Annotated in this window: 11 protein-coding genes; 4 read left to right on the top strand and 7 right to left on the bottom strand. The window is 49.6% G+C overall.

All coding sequences use genetic code 11. The annotated features are described in order from the left end of the window. Position 1 precedes the first annotated feature (1 nt). The 4 genes from M1B78_RS08640 to M1B78_RS08625 form a co-directional block, all read right to left on the bottom strand. Entirely contained in the window at positions 2 to 691 is a 690-nt protein-coding gene (locus M1B78_RS08640; RefSeq protein ID WP_136010514.1) for a Na(+)-translocating NADH-quinone reductase subunit C, read from the bottom strand. 14 nt (positions 692 to 705) lie between these two features. After that, entirely contained in the window at positions 706 to 1875 is a 1170-nt protein-coding gene (locus M1B78_RS08635) for an NADH:ubiquinone reductase (Na(+)-transporting) subunit B (protein WP_136010515.1), read from the bottom strand. Between the two features lie 121 nt (positions 1876 to 1996). Continuing rightward, positions 1997 to 3346: a Na(+)-translocating NADH-quinone reductase subunit A gene (locus tag M1B78_RS08630; protein WP_257940430.1), complete on the bottom strand. Its 1350-nt coding sequence runs from the start codon at positions 3344 to 3346 to the stop codon at positions 1997 to 1999. A 209-nt stretch (positions 3347 to 3555) separates the two neighbouring features. Then, positions 3556 to 4956: a C1 family peptidase gene (locus M1B78_RS08625; protein WP_136010517.1), complete on the bottom strand. Its 1401-nt coding sequence runs from the start codon at positions 4954 to 4956 to the stop codon at positions 3556 to 3558. 163 nt (positions 4957 to 5119) lie between these two features. Between M1B78_RS08625 and M1B78_RS08620 the strand changes: the two genes are divergently transcribed. Continuing rightward, positions 5120 to 6322 carry an outer membrane protein assembly factor gene (locus M1B78_RS08620; protein ID WP_257940429.1) on the top strand — a complete coding sequence of 401 codons (1203 nt, stop codon included), beginning with the start codon at positions 5120 to 5122 and terminating at the stop codon, positions 6320 to 6322. Between the two features lie 447 nt (positions 6323 to 6769). On the opposite strand, the gene M1B78_RS08615 is transcribed toward M1B78_RS08620, so the two are convergent. Further along, positions 6770 to 8545 carry a biotin/lipoyl-binding protein gene (locus M1B78_RS08615; protein ID WP_136010538.1) on the bottom strand — a complete coding sequence of 592 codons (1776 nt, stop codon included), beginning with the start codon at positions 8543 to 8545 and terminating at the stop codon, positions 6770 to 6772. Positions 8546 to 8692: 147 nt separating this feature from the next. Beyond that, a complete protein-coding gene (locus tag M1B78_RS08610; RefSeq protein WP_257931926.1) occupies positions 8693 to 9196 on the bottom strand; it encodes an RNA polymerase sigma factor in 504 nt (167 codons plus the stop codon). 271 nt (positions 9197 to 9467) lie between these two features. Between M1B78_RS08610 and M1B78_RS08605 the strand changes: the two genes are divergently transcribed. Further along, positions 9468 to 12371, top strand: a complete 2904-nt coding sequence (locus M1B78_RS08605) for a M16 family metallopeptidase (protein ID WP_257940428.1) — start codon at positions 9468 to 9470, stop codon at positions 12369 to 12371. A 188-nt stretch (positions 12372 to 12559) separates the two neighbouring features. On the opposite strand, the gene M1B78_RS08600 is transcribed toward M1B78_RS08605, so the two are convergent. After that, positions 12560 to 13186: a trimeric intracellular cation channel family protein gene (locus M1B78_RS08600; RefSeq protein WP_257931924.1), complete on the bottom strand. Its 627-nt coding sequence runs from the start codon at positions 13184 to 13186 to the stop codon at positions 12560 to 12562. Between the two features lie 188 nt (positions 13187 to 13374). Between M1B78_RS08600 and wecB the strand changes: the two genes are divergently transcribed. Both wecB and M1B78_RS08590 read left to right on the top strand, forming a co-directional pair. Continuing rightward, complete coding sequence (gene wecB, locus M1B78_RS08595) at positions 13375 to 14469, top strand: non-hydrolyzing UDP-N-acetylglucosamine 2-epimerase (protein WP_257940427.1); 1095 nt, start codon at positions 13375 to 13377, stop codon at positions 14467 to 14469. A gap of 298 nt (positions 14470 to 14767) precedes the next feature. Next, on the top strand, positions 14768 to 17353 hold the full coding sequence (locus M1B78_RS08590; protein ID WP_257940426.1) for a DUF5686 and carboxypeptidase-like regulatory domain-containing protein: 2586 nt from the start codon (positions 14768 to 14770) through the stop codon (positions 17351 to 17353). Positions 17354 to 17357 lie beyond the last annotated feature (4 nt).

The following is a 17357-nucleotide window of genomic DNA, read 5'->3' as shown; positions in this document are numbered from 1 at the left end:
CTTATTCCTCCTCATTATTATTAGTTAAAAAGTTCTTGTAGCTGCTCAGACAAGCCTTCAACATGGCATCCACACCAACAGAAGTGATGGTACCACCGGAAATGCCGTCTACCTGATAGTCAGCTTTTTCTACCTTGCCGTTCTTCACAACACCGAGAGCTATCTCACCATTCTCAAGCGTCTTCTTACCGGGGAATTCTCCCTGGAAGTGTGCGCTTGCGATTTCGGCACCCAGACCCGGAGTTTCGCTGGCATGGGAAAAATAAACACCGTAAACGGTATCCTTGTCGCTGTTCAGCGCAACATATCCCCAGATAGCACCCCAAAGGCCAGCACCGTAAACGGGAAATACATATTTTTTTTCACCATCAACCTCTGCTACAAACACGTGCAGACGGTTATTTTCTTTGGCTTCCTTCTCGTAAGCGGTGGCAAACGCACCGGTATTCTCTGTCAGAGTACCGTCAACGTTCATCAGCATATCGCCCTTTACATATTTATTATATTCGGCTTCGGCATCCTTCACGTCCTTGACGTTGAGCGCAGCAAGAATCTGCTTCTTCGTGTCAAGTTCCACATTCTTGTTCTGCGTCTCGCGCAAGGAAGAACTTACGAATGCCAGCAGGAATGCAACGATAACAACCATTACCGAAGCATAAATGATAGTATAACTATTACTATTGGTATTCATTTCTTTTCCGGTATTTAATTGTTAGACTTGATTGCACGTTTCTCGCGACGGCTGATGTTACCCTGTACCACACAGTAGTCAATCAGCGGAGCGAAGATATTCATCAGCAGGATGGCAAGCATCATACCTTCGGGATAACCGGGGTTCAGCACACGGATAATGATTGCCATTGCACCAATCAGGAATCCGAAGATATACTTACCGGTCTCCGTGCGTGCCGATGTAACGGGGTCGGTAGCCATGAACACGGCACCGAAACAGAAACCACCCAGCACGAGGTGCTCGTACCACGGCATCTGCGCCATCGGAGTGTCGGGCCCGATTGCATTGAACACCCATGCCATGAAGGCACCGCCTACGAATACAGAGAACATCGTCTTCCAGCTTGCAATGCCCGTCCACAACAGCAGGATGGCACCCAAGGCAATGGCGATAACGCTTGTCTCGCCGATGGAACCCGGAATAAGACCGGTCACCATATCCCAAGAGAACTCAGGAACAGTGCCCGAAGTAGCGGCAGCACCCAGCGGAGTAGCTACCGTCAGACCGTCTACCGACTGTCCCAGACCGAGGATACTGTCGTCCGATACCCAAACGGCATCACCGGACATCTTCGTAGGATAGGCGAAGAATAGGAATGCACGGGTAATCAAGGCCACGTTGAACACGTTCATGCCCGTACCACCGAATACTTCCTTGGCAAAGATTACGGAGAATGCAGTGGCAACTGCCAGAATCCACAACGGACAGTCCACCGGAACAATCATCGGAATCAAGATACCGGAAACCAAGAAGCCTTCCTGAATCTCCTCCTTCTTCCACTGAGCCACTACGAACTCAATGCCGAGACCTACCACATATGATACAATGATTTTTGGCAATACAGCCAGGAAACCGTAGATGAACATTTCCCAGAAGCCTCCGGCAACACCAGTAGCGTGGAAATGCTGGTAACCTACATTATACATACCGAACAACAGCGCCGGTACCAACGCAATGACCACCATCGACATGATGCGTTTGCTGTCAATGGAGTCGTGAATATGCGTTCCCGATTTCGAAGTGGCATTGGGCACGAACAAGAATGTTTCGAAGCCATCGAACACCGACTGAAATGCGTGGAATTTGCCGCCCTCTTCAAAGTTCGGCTTTATCTTGTCGAGATAATTTCTTAACGCTTTCATTTATCAAATTGATAATTGAGAATTGAAAATTGAGAAATAGCTGCGCTACATTATGCCAGGCAACTCATATCACAACGTTCAACTATCATTTTTATTTTTAAATTCTTAATTCTTAATTGCATTACGCCATTTCGGCACGGAGCATATCGAGTCCGGCACGTACGATACGCTGCACTTCCACCTTGGAAGAACATACGAATTCGCAGAGAGCGAAGTCCTCGGGAGCTACTTCGTAGATGCCCAGAGCCTCCATACGGTCAATATCACCTGCAATAATTGCTTTCACCAAATATTCGGGGAAGATGTCCATCGGGAATACTCGGTCGTATTCATTGGACATGATCATGTGACGTTCACCACCCTTGATACGGGCATCTATCACATATTCCTTCTTACCTATCAACCAGCTGAAGTAAGAGCGGCTGACACTGAATTGATTGAAGCGCGGCATAATCCAGCCCAGCATTTCATGGATTTCGTCTCCTTCGGGAATCACTGTCAGTTGATTGTGGAAAGAGCCGAGGAAACCGTTCGGAGCAACCTTCTTACCGGTCAGTACGTTACCGCTGATGTAGCGAAGATCTTTGCCGGTAGTCACGTTTCCTTTGAAAACGTTCGTCAGCAAAGCACCGACTTTCAGCTTGCAATAAGCGGGTTTCAACACTTCAGAACCTGTTACGGCTACCGTACGGGTCAAATCTACACGACCGGTATTCATCAAACGTCCGATGAAGAGTACAGCTTCGGCACTGATGGTCCAAACCGTTTCGCCCTTCACTACGGGAGAGATGTGGTTAATCTGTACGCCCACGTTACCTGCCGGATGCGGTCCGTCGAAAGCAGTCACGGTAACGTTCTTGGCCTGCACAAGAGCAGCAGCCTTCTGTTTTACACTAATACCCAGATACGTCTTTGCCATCTTTGACAAAGCGTCGAGCCCCGTCTGGAAGTTTGCTTCTTCTCCTTTCAGAGCGAATTCGAAATCGGGAGCCAGCGGATTACTGTCGAAAGCCGAAATGAAAATAGCTTTCGGAGTCACCGTCGGGTCAGCGATAACGTCGTACGGACGTTGGCGGATGAAAGCGAACATACCTGCCTGCAAAAGAGCTTCCTTCACTTGCCGGCCGTTCATCTTGGACGGGTCCATCTTGCCGAATTCCTCATAGTCTTGCTCAGTGGCAGCCTCTACGACGATGTTCAGCACCTTGCGGCGCGCACCACGCTCCACGCTTGTCACTACGCCACTGACGGGCGAAACAAATTTCAATTCAGGATGATTCTTGTCGATAAACAAGGGTCCCCCGGCCATCACATATTCCTGCTCTTTGACCACCACTTTCGGAGTGATGCCTGTATAGTCATCGGGAACCAGCGAATAGAATCCCGGTTCCTTAACAGACACAAGTTCCTGTGCAGCAGCGCCTTTCAGGTTAATGTCAAGGCCTTTACGTAATTTAATTACATTTGCCATGCGTTTATTTAAAATAATGGTTTCATTAATTTGCCGCAAAAGTAGCAAAAAAGAACGTGAATAAAGAGTAAAAAAGAAAGGAATTACGGAGAAATTTCCGTAATCCCTTTCGTTAACGAACACGAGAATTAAGAATTAGGGGGTTAGGGAATTAAATATTAGCCCCCTGCGGAGTTTTAACGCAGCCCATTAGTCCCTAATCCTTATCATCACTTTTCTTCTGCAAACATCGGGTCCCATGCCGGCAGGCGGATAGGTTTTTGTTTGAACAATTCCATCACTTTGGCAGGAACATACTTTGTCTCCACCACCAAGCGGAACATGTATTCGTTGAACCACTCATCGGTCATGATGAGATGTCCCTGATAACCGGAGGCGGCTCCCCAACTGTTCTCTACCATCCATTTCAAGGGTTTCCCGTCCTTGTCCAGGTCAACGGCCATCAGGGTCATGGCGTGGGAAGAGCCGCTGGAGAAGGTCTGGATACGTTGCTTCTTGTCCATCCCGAAGGTGGTGCCCATCAGTGACTCGTAGTCATAGTTTTTCACATCAAGCAGGCCGCGCTCGGAATTCAGGAACTTGCCCACATCGCAAGAGAAGTACATCATGGTGCTGTCCTTCAAGGAAGCGATGGCCATCTCTTTGATGTCCTCTACGGGCAGGTTGACATAAGTCCAGTTCTTACCATCGTAACGATGACGGTCGTAGTCTATTTCATAACACTTGTAATATTCGCGGCTGGGGTCGTTCATCAACATTACGTAGTTGGTCAGCAGTTGCTTGTCTCCATATTTCTCAAGGAAGGACATAGGAGTGTGATGCTCTGTCTCCACGGGATTCCCCTTGGCATCGTGACGGACATAGTCGAACTCCGTGGGAGGTACACCGAGATTCAGCACCAGCATGCGGTAGATGGTTCCGAGCATCGTGGTTTTCTCCTTCTCCAAAGTTGCTGGCTTGGCACCGGCAGCAGCCATATCACGCAGTTGCAGGCCATACTCTTTCAATTTCAGAGAGATTAGATTAGCCATGCGGGAGGTGTTTTCACTGCTGTTTGTTTCGGGCATGGCATCTTTAGGCACAAGGCCGTATTTAGAGACGATATCAGCCACACCGGTGAAGGTGCCTCCGTCGCTTAACGGATGCTGGAAGAGCCATTCTACAGTCTTGTCGGCCAAGGGACTCTTGGCTGTGTCGATAACGCCCTGCAGGAAAAGATTGGACTTCTCCAGCTGGTCCCAAAAGAAGGGATAGATTTCGGAAAACTCGAAAGACTGGAAACCGTATTTGGCAAGGGTCTTGGCACGCATCACGTTGAGCCCGGTGAACAGCCAGCAACGGCCGGACGACTTCTGGTCGGTGATGCCTCTGGACTCTACCTTGACGGAGAAGTGGGTATTCATACCCTGCATGTTCTCCTGGTTGAGTGCCAGTCTGCGGATATCGTTACTGCCTATGGCATTGCGGAGAGCCTTGTCGGCAGCCGTGCCTTGATAACTTTGCTTGATTTGTCCAAGCATTTCGGGGCTGATGCCGCCTTTTCCTTCCTGTGCCTGCACAGAGAGCAGTGCGGCACCCAGAACAATTACAGATAAAAACCGTTTCTTCATTCAGATTATGTGTTTTTAGTTATTGATGTCTTGCTTCGTGGAGCAGCAGACAAAAGTAATGCCTTTTTTTGATAAATTTAGCGACATCTTTAGATTTATTATCTATTACCGTGAAAACTATTCGAGATAAAATAGTTTCCTTTGCACCCACATTTCGTACGACATGAAAAGATATATACCAAGCATTATCGCACTGGTGCTGTTTGCCACCACCTTTTATACCCTGGAACTGACTGCGGCCACCACGAACGACAGCGTTCCTGCACTAAGCCCCAAAGAGCTACGCAAGCAAAAGGTAGCACGCCGGAACCTGCATTACAATATTCTGGGCGGGCCCAGCTACACTCCCGACTTCGGTGCCGTGCTGGGAGGAAGTGCCTTGATGACCTTCCGCATGAATCCCAGCGACACCACGCAGCTACGCTCCGTAGTGCCCATGGCCATCGCCTTCATGTTCAACGGCGGTATCAACCTTTTCTCCAAACCTCAACTCTTCTTCAAGGGCGACCGTTTCCGCATCTTCGGAAAATTCAGCTACAAGAATACGGAAGAAAACTTTTACGGCATCGGCTATAATACCAATAAAGATTACGTACGAAGCGACAGTACCAGCAAATACCGGTACAGCGGTGTGCAAATAAATCCTTGGTTCCTCTTCCGACTGGGCAACAGCAACATCTTTGCCGGACCTCAAATAGACATCAATTACGACCACTTGACAGAGCCCGGCAAATTTCTGGCAGACGAACCTTCGTACAAAGAGGCAGGCGGTACGGCCAACGGCTACAACAACTTCAACTCCGGTCTCGGCTTCCTGCTGACATACGACAGCCGCGACGTCCCCGCCAACGCCTACCACGGCATGTATCTGGATTTCCGAGGCATGATGTACGCCAAATTCATCGGCAGCGACCAGACCTTCTACCGCCTGGAGATAGACTACCGCCAATACAAGTCACTGGGCAAGCGCAGAGTGCTTGCGTGGACGGCACAGACAAAGAACGTGTTCGGCAACGTCCCACTGACGCAATATGCCCTCACCGGAACGCCTTTTGACCTGCGCGGCTACTACATGGGGCAATATCGCGACAAGTCCTCGCACGTGGTCATGGCAGAGTACCGGCAGATGCTCAATACTGACCGAAGCACCTGGCTAAAGCGGATGCTCAATCACATCGGGTTTGTAGCTTGGACTGGCTGCGGCTTCATGGGCCCCACTCCCGGCAAGATAGAAGGCGTACTGCCCAACTATGGTGTAGGACTTCGCATTGAAGTACAGCCACGCATGAACGTACGCCTGGATTTGGGCAAAAACACAGTAAACAACCAAATGCTGTTTTACTTCAATATGACAGAAGCGTTTTGAGTAACGCCTTGCCCCGCCGTATCCACCCGTCTCCCTCCTATGGGAAATGATGATTAAAAGGCTTTTAATTACATCTCACTCACAAGATTATTCAACCTCACCTCTATTAGAATCCTGCTTCCTTATTACATCGGCATGCCTTGAAGCACAAACATTACATCCTGAGACACGAATATTCTGTTTTTCCTTTCTTTTTCTTGCGCATCGGCAAAAGATTATCCATGCTTTTGGCAATCACGTTCCTTTTTCCTCAAAAAAACAGCAAACAAGAAAAAGGCATGAGCAAAATCTTGCCTGAGGCTGGACTATCCTGCCGACAAGCTACGGCATCCTCCGGGTGACCGACGACAGCAACAGACGCAGCCATCGTAAGCTGGAACTCGAAGAAAATATGCCAGACACACCGATATACTATGTACAGAGAATTCCACTTTGTCAGGTTCTCATTTATGCAAAAATATCACTCCGCTGGATATAAGCTATCACATCGCCCTTATTGACCACATCCCCTTGCTTGGCACAGACGTCTACCACACGTCCAGTAAATCCGGTCCATATCTTCTCGTATTCGCCCCACGGCGTAGAGATGTAGCAGAACACCTCATCATGCTGGTACTTGCGTCCGATGAAAGGAGCAGAAGAAGGACCTTCGACGGAAACCTCCCAAAGCACTTGCCCTTTGGAAGGTGCGATTATCGGGTCTGCCTTGGCACGCTTCAACTTTTTGATTTCCTCCTCCGAATATCCGCTCTTGACCATAGCTGCATCCTTAGCACGCTGCAAATCATCTTCAAAACGCTTTTTGGCTACACCGGACTTATAATCTCGATACTGACGGTCGTGCATGGCGAGTTCAAATAGTTCCTCGTCATCGTCACCATATTCCCAACCGCTTTCGTCCATCTCCTTCCGGTATGCATCCAAGGCATCCGGATAGTTCAGCTGCGGGTCTGTATCCACGAACTCAAAGCCCTTGGACTTGGCCAGTTCCACTATCTCGGGCGCCAGAGTACCGGGCAGACGTCCGCTCTTGCCCAGAATCATGTCCCATGTATGGTTGTCTATCATCGTCCAGCGTTCCTCCCCCTTCACCTGCTGCATGAGGTTCATCAGAGCCACATTCTTCACATACTGGCTGAAAGGAGTCACCAAAGGAGGATACCCCAGCTTGGGCCATACATATTCCACTTCATCGAACAGCATGACGAGCAGGTCGTCCAGACTGAGCTCCGGCTCGTTCTTGCCACGCAGTATCATGTTGATGCCGGAATGCACTCCCTTCAAGTCGGCCATCATGGAGCCCATCATGCCGCCCGGCAGACCGCACTTCAGCAATAGCGAGGACATATGCTTGTTGGTGGGGTCCATGAAGTAACCCAAGAAATCGTCGATGAACTCCTGCGTCATGGCACGGGCTTTCATGTAGGCCTTCATGTTTATGTCGGGCACCTGGAAGCCCAAGTCTTTCAGCATGGCCTGCACGGAGATGATGTCCGGATGAACCTTACCCCACGACATGGGCTCCATCGCCACATCAATGATATCGGCACCGTTCTCGCAGACTTCGAGAATGGAAGCCATGGAAAGTCCGGGACCGCTATGCCCGTGATATTGTATCAACACATCGGGGTACTTCTCCTTTATGGTTCTGACAAGCTGCCCCAGCATACCCGGACGTCCGATGCCTGCCATGTCCTTCAAGCAAATCTCGGGTGCTCCGGCTTCAATCAGCTGGTCGGCAATGCCGACATAATATTCCACCGTATGGACGGGAGAATACGTGATACAGAGCGTGGCCTGCGGTATCATGCCCGCTTCCAGGGCATACTTGATGGAAGGAATTATGTTCCGTGTCTCGTTCAGTCCGCAGAAGATGCGAGTAATGTCCACACCTTGGGCATGCTTCACCTTGTACATCAGTCGGCGCACATCTGCCGGAACAGGATACATACGTAGGGCATTCAGCCCGCGGTCGAGCATATGCGTCTGTATGCCTGCCTCCCTGAAAGGCGCGGTAAAAGCCCGTACAGCCTTATTGGGATTTTCACCATACAGAAGGTTTACCTGCTCAAAAGCTCCTCCATTTGTTTCGACGCGTGCAAAACAGCCCATTTCAACAATCAACGGAGCAATGCGTACCAACTGGTCTACCCGAGGTTGATACTTACCGGATGACTGCCACATGTCCCGGTAAACAAGACTGAATTTAATTTCCTTTTTCATCATAGTCAATAATAAGAGATTTTTTTTCTTTGGTTAACTTAACATATACAAATATAAAGGATTATTCTGACATATAGTCGTAGAAAACCCTTAAAAAATCAGCGACAATAATATGTTATATATCATATTGCTACGATCCAATTATTATCAGATGAAATCTTTCAGTTCATGCTGCAACTTCTGGCGCGTAAAGAAGATGCGGCTTTTCACCGTTCCAAGCGGAAGGCCGAGACGTTCGGCAATCTCGCGGTACTTGAAACCGGACACGTGCATGGAGAAAGGAACTTTATAGTCGCGTGGAAGGGCGTTGACGATACGGTACATTTCTTTCAGGTCGTAGGCACCTTCGGTACTGGCAAAACCGGAATCCTGGGGCATGCTGAGGTGATACTGGTTGTCCGTTTGATCTACAAAAATCTGTTCCCGAACTATTTTACGATAATTATTGATAAAGATGTTACGCATAATGGTATACATCCAACCTCTGAAATTGGTACCGGTTTCAAATTTGCCTTCGTTATCCAAAGCCTTGAGAGACGTCTCTTGCAACAAATCATTGGCTTCTTCCCGGTCAGCTGTCAACTTGTATGCAAAGCGGAGCAGTTCTTCTTGCAATGCAAGCAAATCTTTTCTAAAACTGTAAGTATTCATACTTTGCTCAATTTTTAAATAGTTAATAATAGTTTAGTTAATACGTTTGCAAGTATAAGGAAGATTTGAAGCTCCAGAGGACGGAATATGGTTTTTCTTGGGGATAAAAACTATCATTTGACAGTTTTCACCCCCTTTCTGATAGTTTACAGGTGATATTATATACTGAAAACCATCATTTTTCCGAAAATTTCGTAAATGTTACGTGATTTTTTTATAGCTTTGCCTACATATAGGAAAACACTTTTATTACATAAAAACACTTTATTTTATGAAATCATTTCAATTCAAGTCATTTCTTCTGCTGGCTGCCCTCGTCATTTCCCTGCCCTCCTTCGGACAAGGACTGAAGGCCTTCAAGCTGAAGAACGGTCTTTCCATATATATATGGGAAGACGAATCCAAATCGGACGTATTCGGACTGGTAGGCGTACGTGCCGGTTCCATCAATGACCCTGAAGAGTACACGGGACTTGCACACTACCTGGAACACGTCATGTTTAAAGGAACGGACAAGATAGGCGCGCTGAACTGGACGGAAGAAGAACCGATTTACAAGGAAATCATCGCCAAGTACGACCAGATGGCCGAAGAATCCGATCCGGCAAAAAAGGAAAACATCAGCAAGGAAATCAACGAGCTGACCGTCAAAGCCGGAAAATTGGGGCTTCCCAACGAATACTCCAACCTGATGGAAAGCATGGGTGCCAAAGAAGTGAATGCAGGAACCTACTATGACTGGACTTTCTATCACAGCTCCTTCCCTGCCTATCAGATAAACAAATGGCTGGAAATCTCCTCACAACGTTTCCTGCATCCCGTATTCCGTTCCTTCCAGTCAGAGCTGGAAAATGTGTACGAAGAATACAACCGTTCACAAGACGACCAAGGACGTGCGCAGAACCAGTTCGTGATGGAGAAAGCCTTTGAAGGACATCCCTACTCCCGTTCCATCATCGGCCTGCCCGAACATCTGAAAAATCCCCGCCTGAGCAGGCTGATTGACTTCTACGAACAATGGTATGTACCCGAAAACATGGTACTGGTGCTCGTAGGAAATATCAAAGCCCAACAAATCAGCGGACGCATCAATGCCACCTTCGGACGTCTGGCCGCTAAACCCGCACCCGAACGCAAGGCCTACCAGAACCTCGAAATAAAGGGCCGCAAACAGTACTCGGCCAAGATAGGATTCTATCCGCAAGTGACAATGGTATTCAACGGGGTGCCTGCCGGACATCCCGACGAAGATGCTCTGAACATCGCCCTGGCACTGCTGAACAACAACAGCCAGACCGGAACTATGGACAAGCTGGTACTGGACGGTGAGCTGACCAGCGCCGGAGCCTACGCCCGCACTTTCCGTGAACAAGGACGCGCCATCGTAGCAGCCATTCCGCTCTACGACGAAAATCAGCGCCGTTTCGAGTCTACCAAGAGCGCCGAAAAGAAAGCCTTGAAAGCCATCCAGCAAATCGCTACCGGAGAATTCGAGGACTGGAAAATTGATGCCATCAAAGCCGAGAAGTGCCGCCAGTTCGACCTGGAGATGGAATCGAACGAGGACAAGGCTATGATACTGATGAATGCTTTCTACAACGAGCAGGATTTAGGCGACATACTCAATTACAAGGACAAGATTATGGCCATCACCACTGACGACATCAAGCGGGTAGCCAAGAAATATCTGTCGGACAATTACTTGGCCCTATATATCGAAAAAGGAAAACCTGACAAGAACGCCAAGATTGAGAAGCCGGGATACAAACCCGTAGAACCTCCGGTAGGAAAAGAATCGCTCTATGCAACACAATTCAAGAACCTGCCCATCGGACAGATGGAGGAGAAATTCGCAAACTATGGTGAAGTGCAAATCAAGCAGCTGAATGAGCGTTCCAAGATGTACTACACACCCAACAAGGAGAACAACGTATTCCAGCTGATTGTACAATACGGAGTCGGTGAACGCGAATTCCCGAAACTCGGCTATGCCGCCCAGCTGATGAACAACGCAGGCATCATGGGAGCCTACGAACCGCAAGAGCTGAAAGAAGAACTCAGCAAACTGAACGCAACCTGCCACGTGACAGCCGATGACGACAATCTCTACATCATCATGGAGGGTTACGAGGCCACCTTGCCGCAAGTCTGCCAACTACTTTCACGCCAGATTCTGATGCCAAAACTGGACGAAAAGCAACTGGCACGTCTGAAAGGTTCGGCAATGGGTATGCGCCAGCAGCGCAAAGACAACGTCAGCATCCTGAATGAAGCGCTACGCCAATACATGCTCTACGGAGAGAAATCAGACTACATCAAGGAACTGACCGACAAGGAGATTTACGAATTACAGATTTCAGAACTGACGGGAGACATCAACCGTGCCTCCAACTACGAGGCAAAGGTATTCTTCACCGGAACACTCCCCTTCGAGCAAGTATACGACATCCTGAGCAAGAACCTCCCGTTGGTGGCCAACGAACGCCCCTCCAACTCCCCGCAGGCAAAGGAGATGATGCCGGTGACCGAAAACACCGTCTACTTCCTTCCTAACAACGATGCAGAACAAGCCCAAATCCACCTCTACATCCCGATGCAGAAGACTGACAAGAAGGACGACGTGCTGCGTAGCGCATTCAACCAGTACTTCGGCCTTGACTTCACCGGTATCGTTCTGAACGAAATCCGCGAAAAACGCTCCATGGCCTATACAGCCTACGCATTCGTCGGCACGCAAGGCATAGCCGGAAAGGCAAGCTATCTGCGCGGCTACATCGGTACCCAGAACGACAAGGCAAATGATGCACTGGACGTACTGATGGGTCTCGTCAACGACATGCCGAAAAATCCGGAACGTATCGACAACATCAAAAGCTATCTCCGCCAAGCCATGCTGACCAGTCACCCCAGCTTCCGCAACAAAGCCATGGAACTGGTAGGCTTGGGCCACAGAGGCTACACGGACGACCCGGCCAAGGAAAATCTGCCGAAAATAGATGTACTGACCTTTGAAGACATCGTGAAGTTCTACGAAGAGAACATCAAAGGCAAACCATACTGCATTTCCATCATGGGCAATCCAAAGAACATTGACCTGAAGCGGCTGGAAAAATTCGGCAAGGTAGTGAAACTGAATGAACGAAAACTCTTCAACACGAAGGATGCATTGTTCTAACCCTGTCTTATCCCTTTAACAATCCTATCCTCGTTCCCCCTCATCAGGGGAACGTGGAGTATAAAAGATTCCCCGACATTTCGGTTGCAAATGCCGGGGAATCTTATTTTCAATATCTGAAGTTCCTTTGCACAATGCCCGGAGTTTCACCGGAAAATACCTAAGGTTCTCGGACGGCAGACAACAGACTACATTTCCTGCTCCTCTTCATTGCCCGAAAGGATAGGCAGACAAATCCTATACTTCACCGCCAGTATGCGGGTGACGAACACCGTCACACCACCCACAATCTGGCACACGAAAGCCTCCATCCCCAAAAGGTGGCATATCCAGTAGAAAGTCCCTCCCACCACACATGCCATCGCATAAATCTCCTTTCGGAATATCAGTGGAATTTCATTAATGAATACATCACGTATCACACCACCCGCAGCCCCGGTAATGCTGCCCATGATAATGGCTACCCAGAAAGGATAGCCCAGAGCGATGCTCTTGCCCACACCGACCACCGTGAACAGCGCCAGGCCGATACTGTCGAATATGAAGAATGTATTGTTCAGATGGATGAGGTGCTTGCCAAAGAGAATGACCCACAACAAGGCCAGTCCGGTACAAATCAAGTAAATGGGATCCGTCATCCAGCCCGGGGTGACGTCCAGTAGCAGGTCGCGTATCGTACCTCCTCCGATGGCCGTCACAAAACCCACTACATACGCACCGAACCAGTCGAACCGTTTGGCCGAAGCCAGACGTATGCCACTGATGGCAAAAGCAAACGTACCGATAAAATCGAGTATCTGAACAAATGTTGGCATTATCATTTTGAAAATAAAAATTATAAATTAAACAACCACTTCGCATATCCGAAATTAAATCCAAGTATCCAAAATTGAAAAAGAAAGCAGGCATTTTCAACAGACATCCTGAAAATAATAGGCAAAGTAACAAATAATTTCCCTAAGAAAACGTATTTTTGTCGTATCATTTTTCACCAACTACGACAATGAAAATAACAATCGTATCGGGCGCACGCCCCAACTTCATGAAAATAGCCCCCATCTGCCGTGCCATCGACACTGCCAGAGAGGCCGGAAAGAACATCTCCTACCGCATCGTCTACACCGGTCCGCAGGATGACACCAGCCTGGATGCCTCGCTCTTCTCCGACCTCTCCATGAGGAAACCGGATGCCTGCCTCGGCGTCACCGGACACGACCACTCACAGGTGGCAGCTTCCATCATGCTTGCTTTCGAGAAAGAGTTGGACCAACATCCCGCCCAAATAGTACTGGTAGTAGACGACATGACCGCCACCATGAGCTGTTCCATCGTTGCCAAGAAACGTGGGCTGAAGGTGGCACACGTCATAGCCGGCACACGCTCCTTCGACATGAACATGCCCCGCGAGGTGAACCGCACCATCGTGGATGCCATCTCCGACTATCTCTTCACCGCCGGAATGATTGCCAACCGCAACCTCAACCAGGAAGGCATGATACCCGACTATATCCACTACGTGGGCAACATACTGATTGATACCATCCGCTTCAACCGACACCGTCTGGTGCAGCCCTTATGGTTCTCCAGCCTCGGCCTGCGGAAAGGAAACTACCTGCTGCTCACCCTCAACCGCCGCGACCTGCTGGAAAAGAAGACCGTATTGCACTCCCTGCTCCAGACCGTCATTGAAAAGGCCGACAGCATGCCTATCGTTGCCCCGCTGCACCCCTACGTGCAAAAGGCGGTGAAGTCGCTGGAGCTGGATGCCCCCAACCTACACATCCTGCCTCCACAGCGCTACCTGCACTTCGGGTTCCTCATCAACCAAGCGCGAGGCATAATCACCGACTCAGGCAACATCGCTGAAGAAGCCACCTTTCTCGACGTCCCTTGCATCACCCTCAATACCTATGCCGAGCATCCCGAAACCTGGCGTATCGGTACCAATGAGCTGGTCGGCGAGAATTCCTTTGCCCTCTCCGCCTCACTTGACAAGTTGCTGCAAGGCGAATGGAAGCACGCCACCCTCCCCGACCGCTGGGACGGACGGACAGCGGAACGCATCGTACAGACACTACTGAACGGAAACAATTCATAATCCTTCGTGAACTCCATCCCAAGCTTGAGAACATCTGTCCCAAGCCTACGGATGCTTATCCCAAGCTTTGGTTTTTCTATCCCAAAGCTTGGGATAGAACTTTCTCTATGCGTTGTACAACTTTATCCTTTATGCCCAGTAGTTTTTCTGCAAGAATCCTTTACTTTTTTTACCTGTATCCAACAAACAAGCACAAGGCTTTCACGTTCATTTAACCTTATCTCCCGTATCTTTAGTCTATATTTGCTTCTCGGTTAACCTTAATTTGTTAACTTTGCGCCCGAATTATCTGTAACTTATGAAGCAAAGATATACAATTTACGTCCTTTTCCTGCTGTCACTGTCCGTCTCCATCAGCACATCTGCCCAGATTAAGGGGGTTATCACAGACTCTCTCACGAACGAGCCGTTGATGTACATCACCGTACAATATGAAGGGAAAGGTGTAGGCGGCATCTCCAATGCAAACGGTGAATACCAAGTCGAAAACCGTAAAGGCTGGGATGAACTGACATTCTCCGCCATAGGCTACATCACCAAGAAAGTGAAACTGAAGCCTGGCACCCGGACGCTGAACGTCAAGTTGCAACCGGACGACATCTTACTCTCCGAAGTCGTGGTGAAACCCAAGAAGGAAAAATATTCACGCAAGAACAACCCCGCCGTGGAGTTCATGAAGAAGGTCATCGAAAACAAAAAGGCGCTGAAACTGGAAGAGAACGACTACTACCAGTATCAGAAATACGAGAAAATGAAAATGTCGCTCAACGATGTCACCCCCGACAAAATGGAGAAAGGCATCTACAAAAAGTTCTCTTTCTTCAAAGACCAAGTGGAAGTATCGCCCAAGACCAGCAAGATGATTCTGCCCATCTCTATCAAAGAGACGGCCAGCAAGACTATTTTCCGCAAAAACCCCAAGAGCGAAAAGACTATTATCGAAGGTATGAATTCTACCGGCATCGAGGAGTTCTTCAACACCGGAGACATGCTGGGGACCATCCTCACGGACGTATTCTCCGACATCAACATCTACGACGACGACATCCGACTGCTGCAACGCCGCTTCGTCAGCCCCATCGGCCGCGGAGCCATCAGCTTCTACAAATACTATCTGATGGACACGCTCATGGTAGACAAGCAGGAATGCGTGCATCTCACTTTCGTTCCGCAGAACCCGCAGGACTTCGGCTTCACGGGGCACCTCTACGTGGTGAAGGACTCCACCTATGCCGTGAAGAAATGCACCATGAACCTGCCCAAGAAGACGGGTGTCAACTTCGTAGAGAACCTCGACATCGTGCAGCAGTTCGAACAGCTGCCCGACAGCAACTGGGTGCTGACCGACGACGACATGACCGTGGAACTGCACTTCGTGAAAGGCATCCAAGGGCTGGAAGTGCAGCGGACCACCAAGTACAGCGACTATCAATTCGCAGAGATAGAACCCCGCCTCTTCCGTCTGAAAGGGAACGTCATCAAGGAAGCGAACATGCTTGCCAAGAGCGACGAATATTGGGCGAAAGTACGTCAAGTGCCCCTCACCAAGAAGGAGAGCACGATGGATGTATTCATGAACCGTATCGAGCAGATTCCCGGCTTCAAGTACGTCATCTTCGGGGCGAAAGCCTTGATTGAGAACTTTGTGGAGACGGGCAGCAAGAACCATCCCAGCAAGTTCGACTTCGGCCCCATCAATACAATGATAACCAGCAACTACGTCAACGGCACGCGTTTCCGTCTGAGCGGCATGACGACCGGTAACCTCGACCCGCACTGGAGCCTGAGCGGTTACGGCGCCTACGGAACCAAAGACAAGAAATGGTTCTACTCCGGGCAAGTGGCCTACTCCTTCAACAAGCGCGAATACGTATTGTGGGAGTTCCCGAAGCACTACGTCGCTTTCAAGTACACCTACGACGTGATGTCTCCCATGGACAAGTACCTCGCCACGGACAAGGACAACTTGTTTGTCGGCTGGAAATGGACTACTGTAGACCAGATGTCCTACATGCGCGACGCCACGCTGACTTACGAGCTGGAGACCAATACCGGCTTCTCCGTCCAAGCCATGGCGCGCCACCGCAACGACCAGCCAGCGGGACAGCTGCAATACTGGAAGAACAACGGAGAGATATTGGGGCAATGGGATGAAAAAAACACGCTGGTGCACGACATCACCACCACCGAGCTGGGTGTGACCCTGCGTTATGCTCCTGGCGAAACCTTCGTCAACACCAAGCAGCGGCGCGTACCCGTGTCGCTGGATGCGCCGACCTTCACCCTCTCCCACACCGCCGGCTTCAAGGGCGTGCTGGGCGGAGAGTACGACTTCAACCTGACGGAAGCCAGCATCCGCAAGCGCTTCTGGCTCGGCTCGTGGGGCAAGCTGGACGTAACGGCACGTGCCGGTGCGCAATGGAACACCGTTCCCTTTCCCCTGCTGAACCTGCCGATGGCGAACCTTTCATACATCACGCAGAACAACGAGTCCTTCAACCTCATCAACAACATGGAGTTCCTGAACGACCGCTATGCCTCCCTCAACCTAAGCTACGACATGAACGGAAAGCTCTTCAACCGCCTCCCGCTCATCAAGAAGCTGAAGTGGCGAGAGATGTTCCGCATCCGTGGTTTGTGGGGCACGCTGACGGACAAGAACAACCCGTACAAGAGCGACAACCCCGACTTGTTCCTCTTCCCCATGCGCGACGGTGTACCCACCAGCCATGTCATGAGCAAGACTCCCTATGTGGAAGCCAGTGTAGGTATCTACAATATCTTCAAGCTGCTCCATATAGAATATGTACGCCGACTGACCTATACTGACATACCGGGAGTGAAGAAGGGGGGCATACGGTTTATGATATTAATGATATTCTAAAATC

The organism is Bacteroides muris (ex Fokt et al. 2023) (genome assembly GCF_024704895.1).
Taxonomy (GTDB): Bacteria; Bacteroidota; Bacteroidia; order Bacteroidales; family Bacteroidaceae; genus Bacteroides; species Bacteroides muris.
The sequence above is the reverse complement of the archived record's forward strand: the minus strand, read 5'-3'. Positions and strand labels throughout refer to the sequence as shown.

Bases quoted from the DNA above. Each gene is read 5' to 3' on its own strand.
- M1B78_RS08600 (WP_257931924.1), bottom strand. From the start codon at position 13,186: ATGCCAACATTTGTTCAGATACTCGATTTTATCGGTACGTTTGCTTTT.
- M1B78_RS08590 (WP_257940426.1), top strand. From the start codon at position 14,768: ATGAAGCAAAGATATACAATTTACGTCCTTTTCCTGCTGTCACTGTCC.
- M1B78_RS08640 (WP_136010514.1), bottom strand. From the start codon at position 691: ATGAATACCAATAGTAATAGTTATACTATCATTTATGCTTCGGTAATG.
- M1B78_RS08605 (WP_257940428.1), top strand. From the start codon at position 9,468: ATGAAATCATTTCAATTCAAGTCATTTCTTCTGCTGGCTGCCCTCGTC.
- wecB (WP_257940427.1), top strand. From the start codon at position 13,375: ATGAAAATAACAATCGTATCGGGCGCACGCCCCAACTTCATGAAAATA.
- M1B78_RS08610 (WP_257931926.1), bottom strand. From the start codon at position 9,196: ATGAATACTTACAGTTTTAGAAAAGATTTGCTTGCATTGCAAGAAGAA.
- M1B78_RS08635 (WP_136010515.1), bottom strand. From the start codon at position 1,875: ATGAAAGCGTTAAGAAATTATCTCGACAAGATAAAGCCGAACTTTGAA.
- M1B78_RS08625 (WP_136010517.1), bottom strand. From the start codon at position 4,956: ATGAAGAAACGGTTTTTATCTGTAATTGTTCTGGGTGCCGCACTGCTC.
- M1B78_RS08615 (WP_136010538.1), bottom strand. From the start codon at position 8,545: ATGAAAAAGGAAATTAAATTCAGTCTTGTTTACCGGGACATGTGGCAG.
- M1B78_RS08630 (WP_257940430.1), bottom strand. From the start codon at position 3,346: ATGGCAAATGTAATTAAATTACGTAAAGGCCTTGACATTAACCTGAAA.
- M1B78_RS08620 (WP_257940429.1), top strand. From the start codon at position 5,120: ATGAAAAGATATATACCAAGCATTATCGCACTGGTGCTGTTTGCCACC.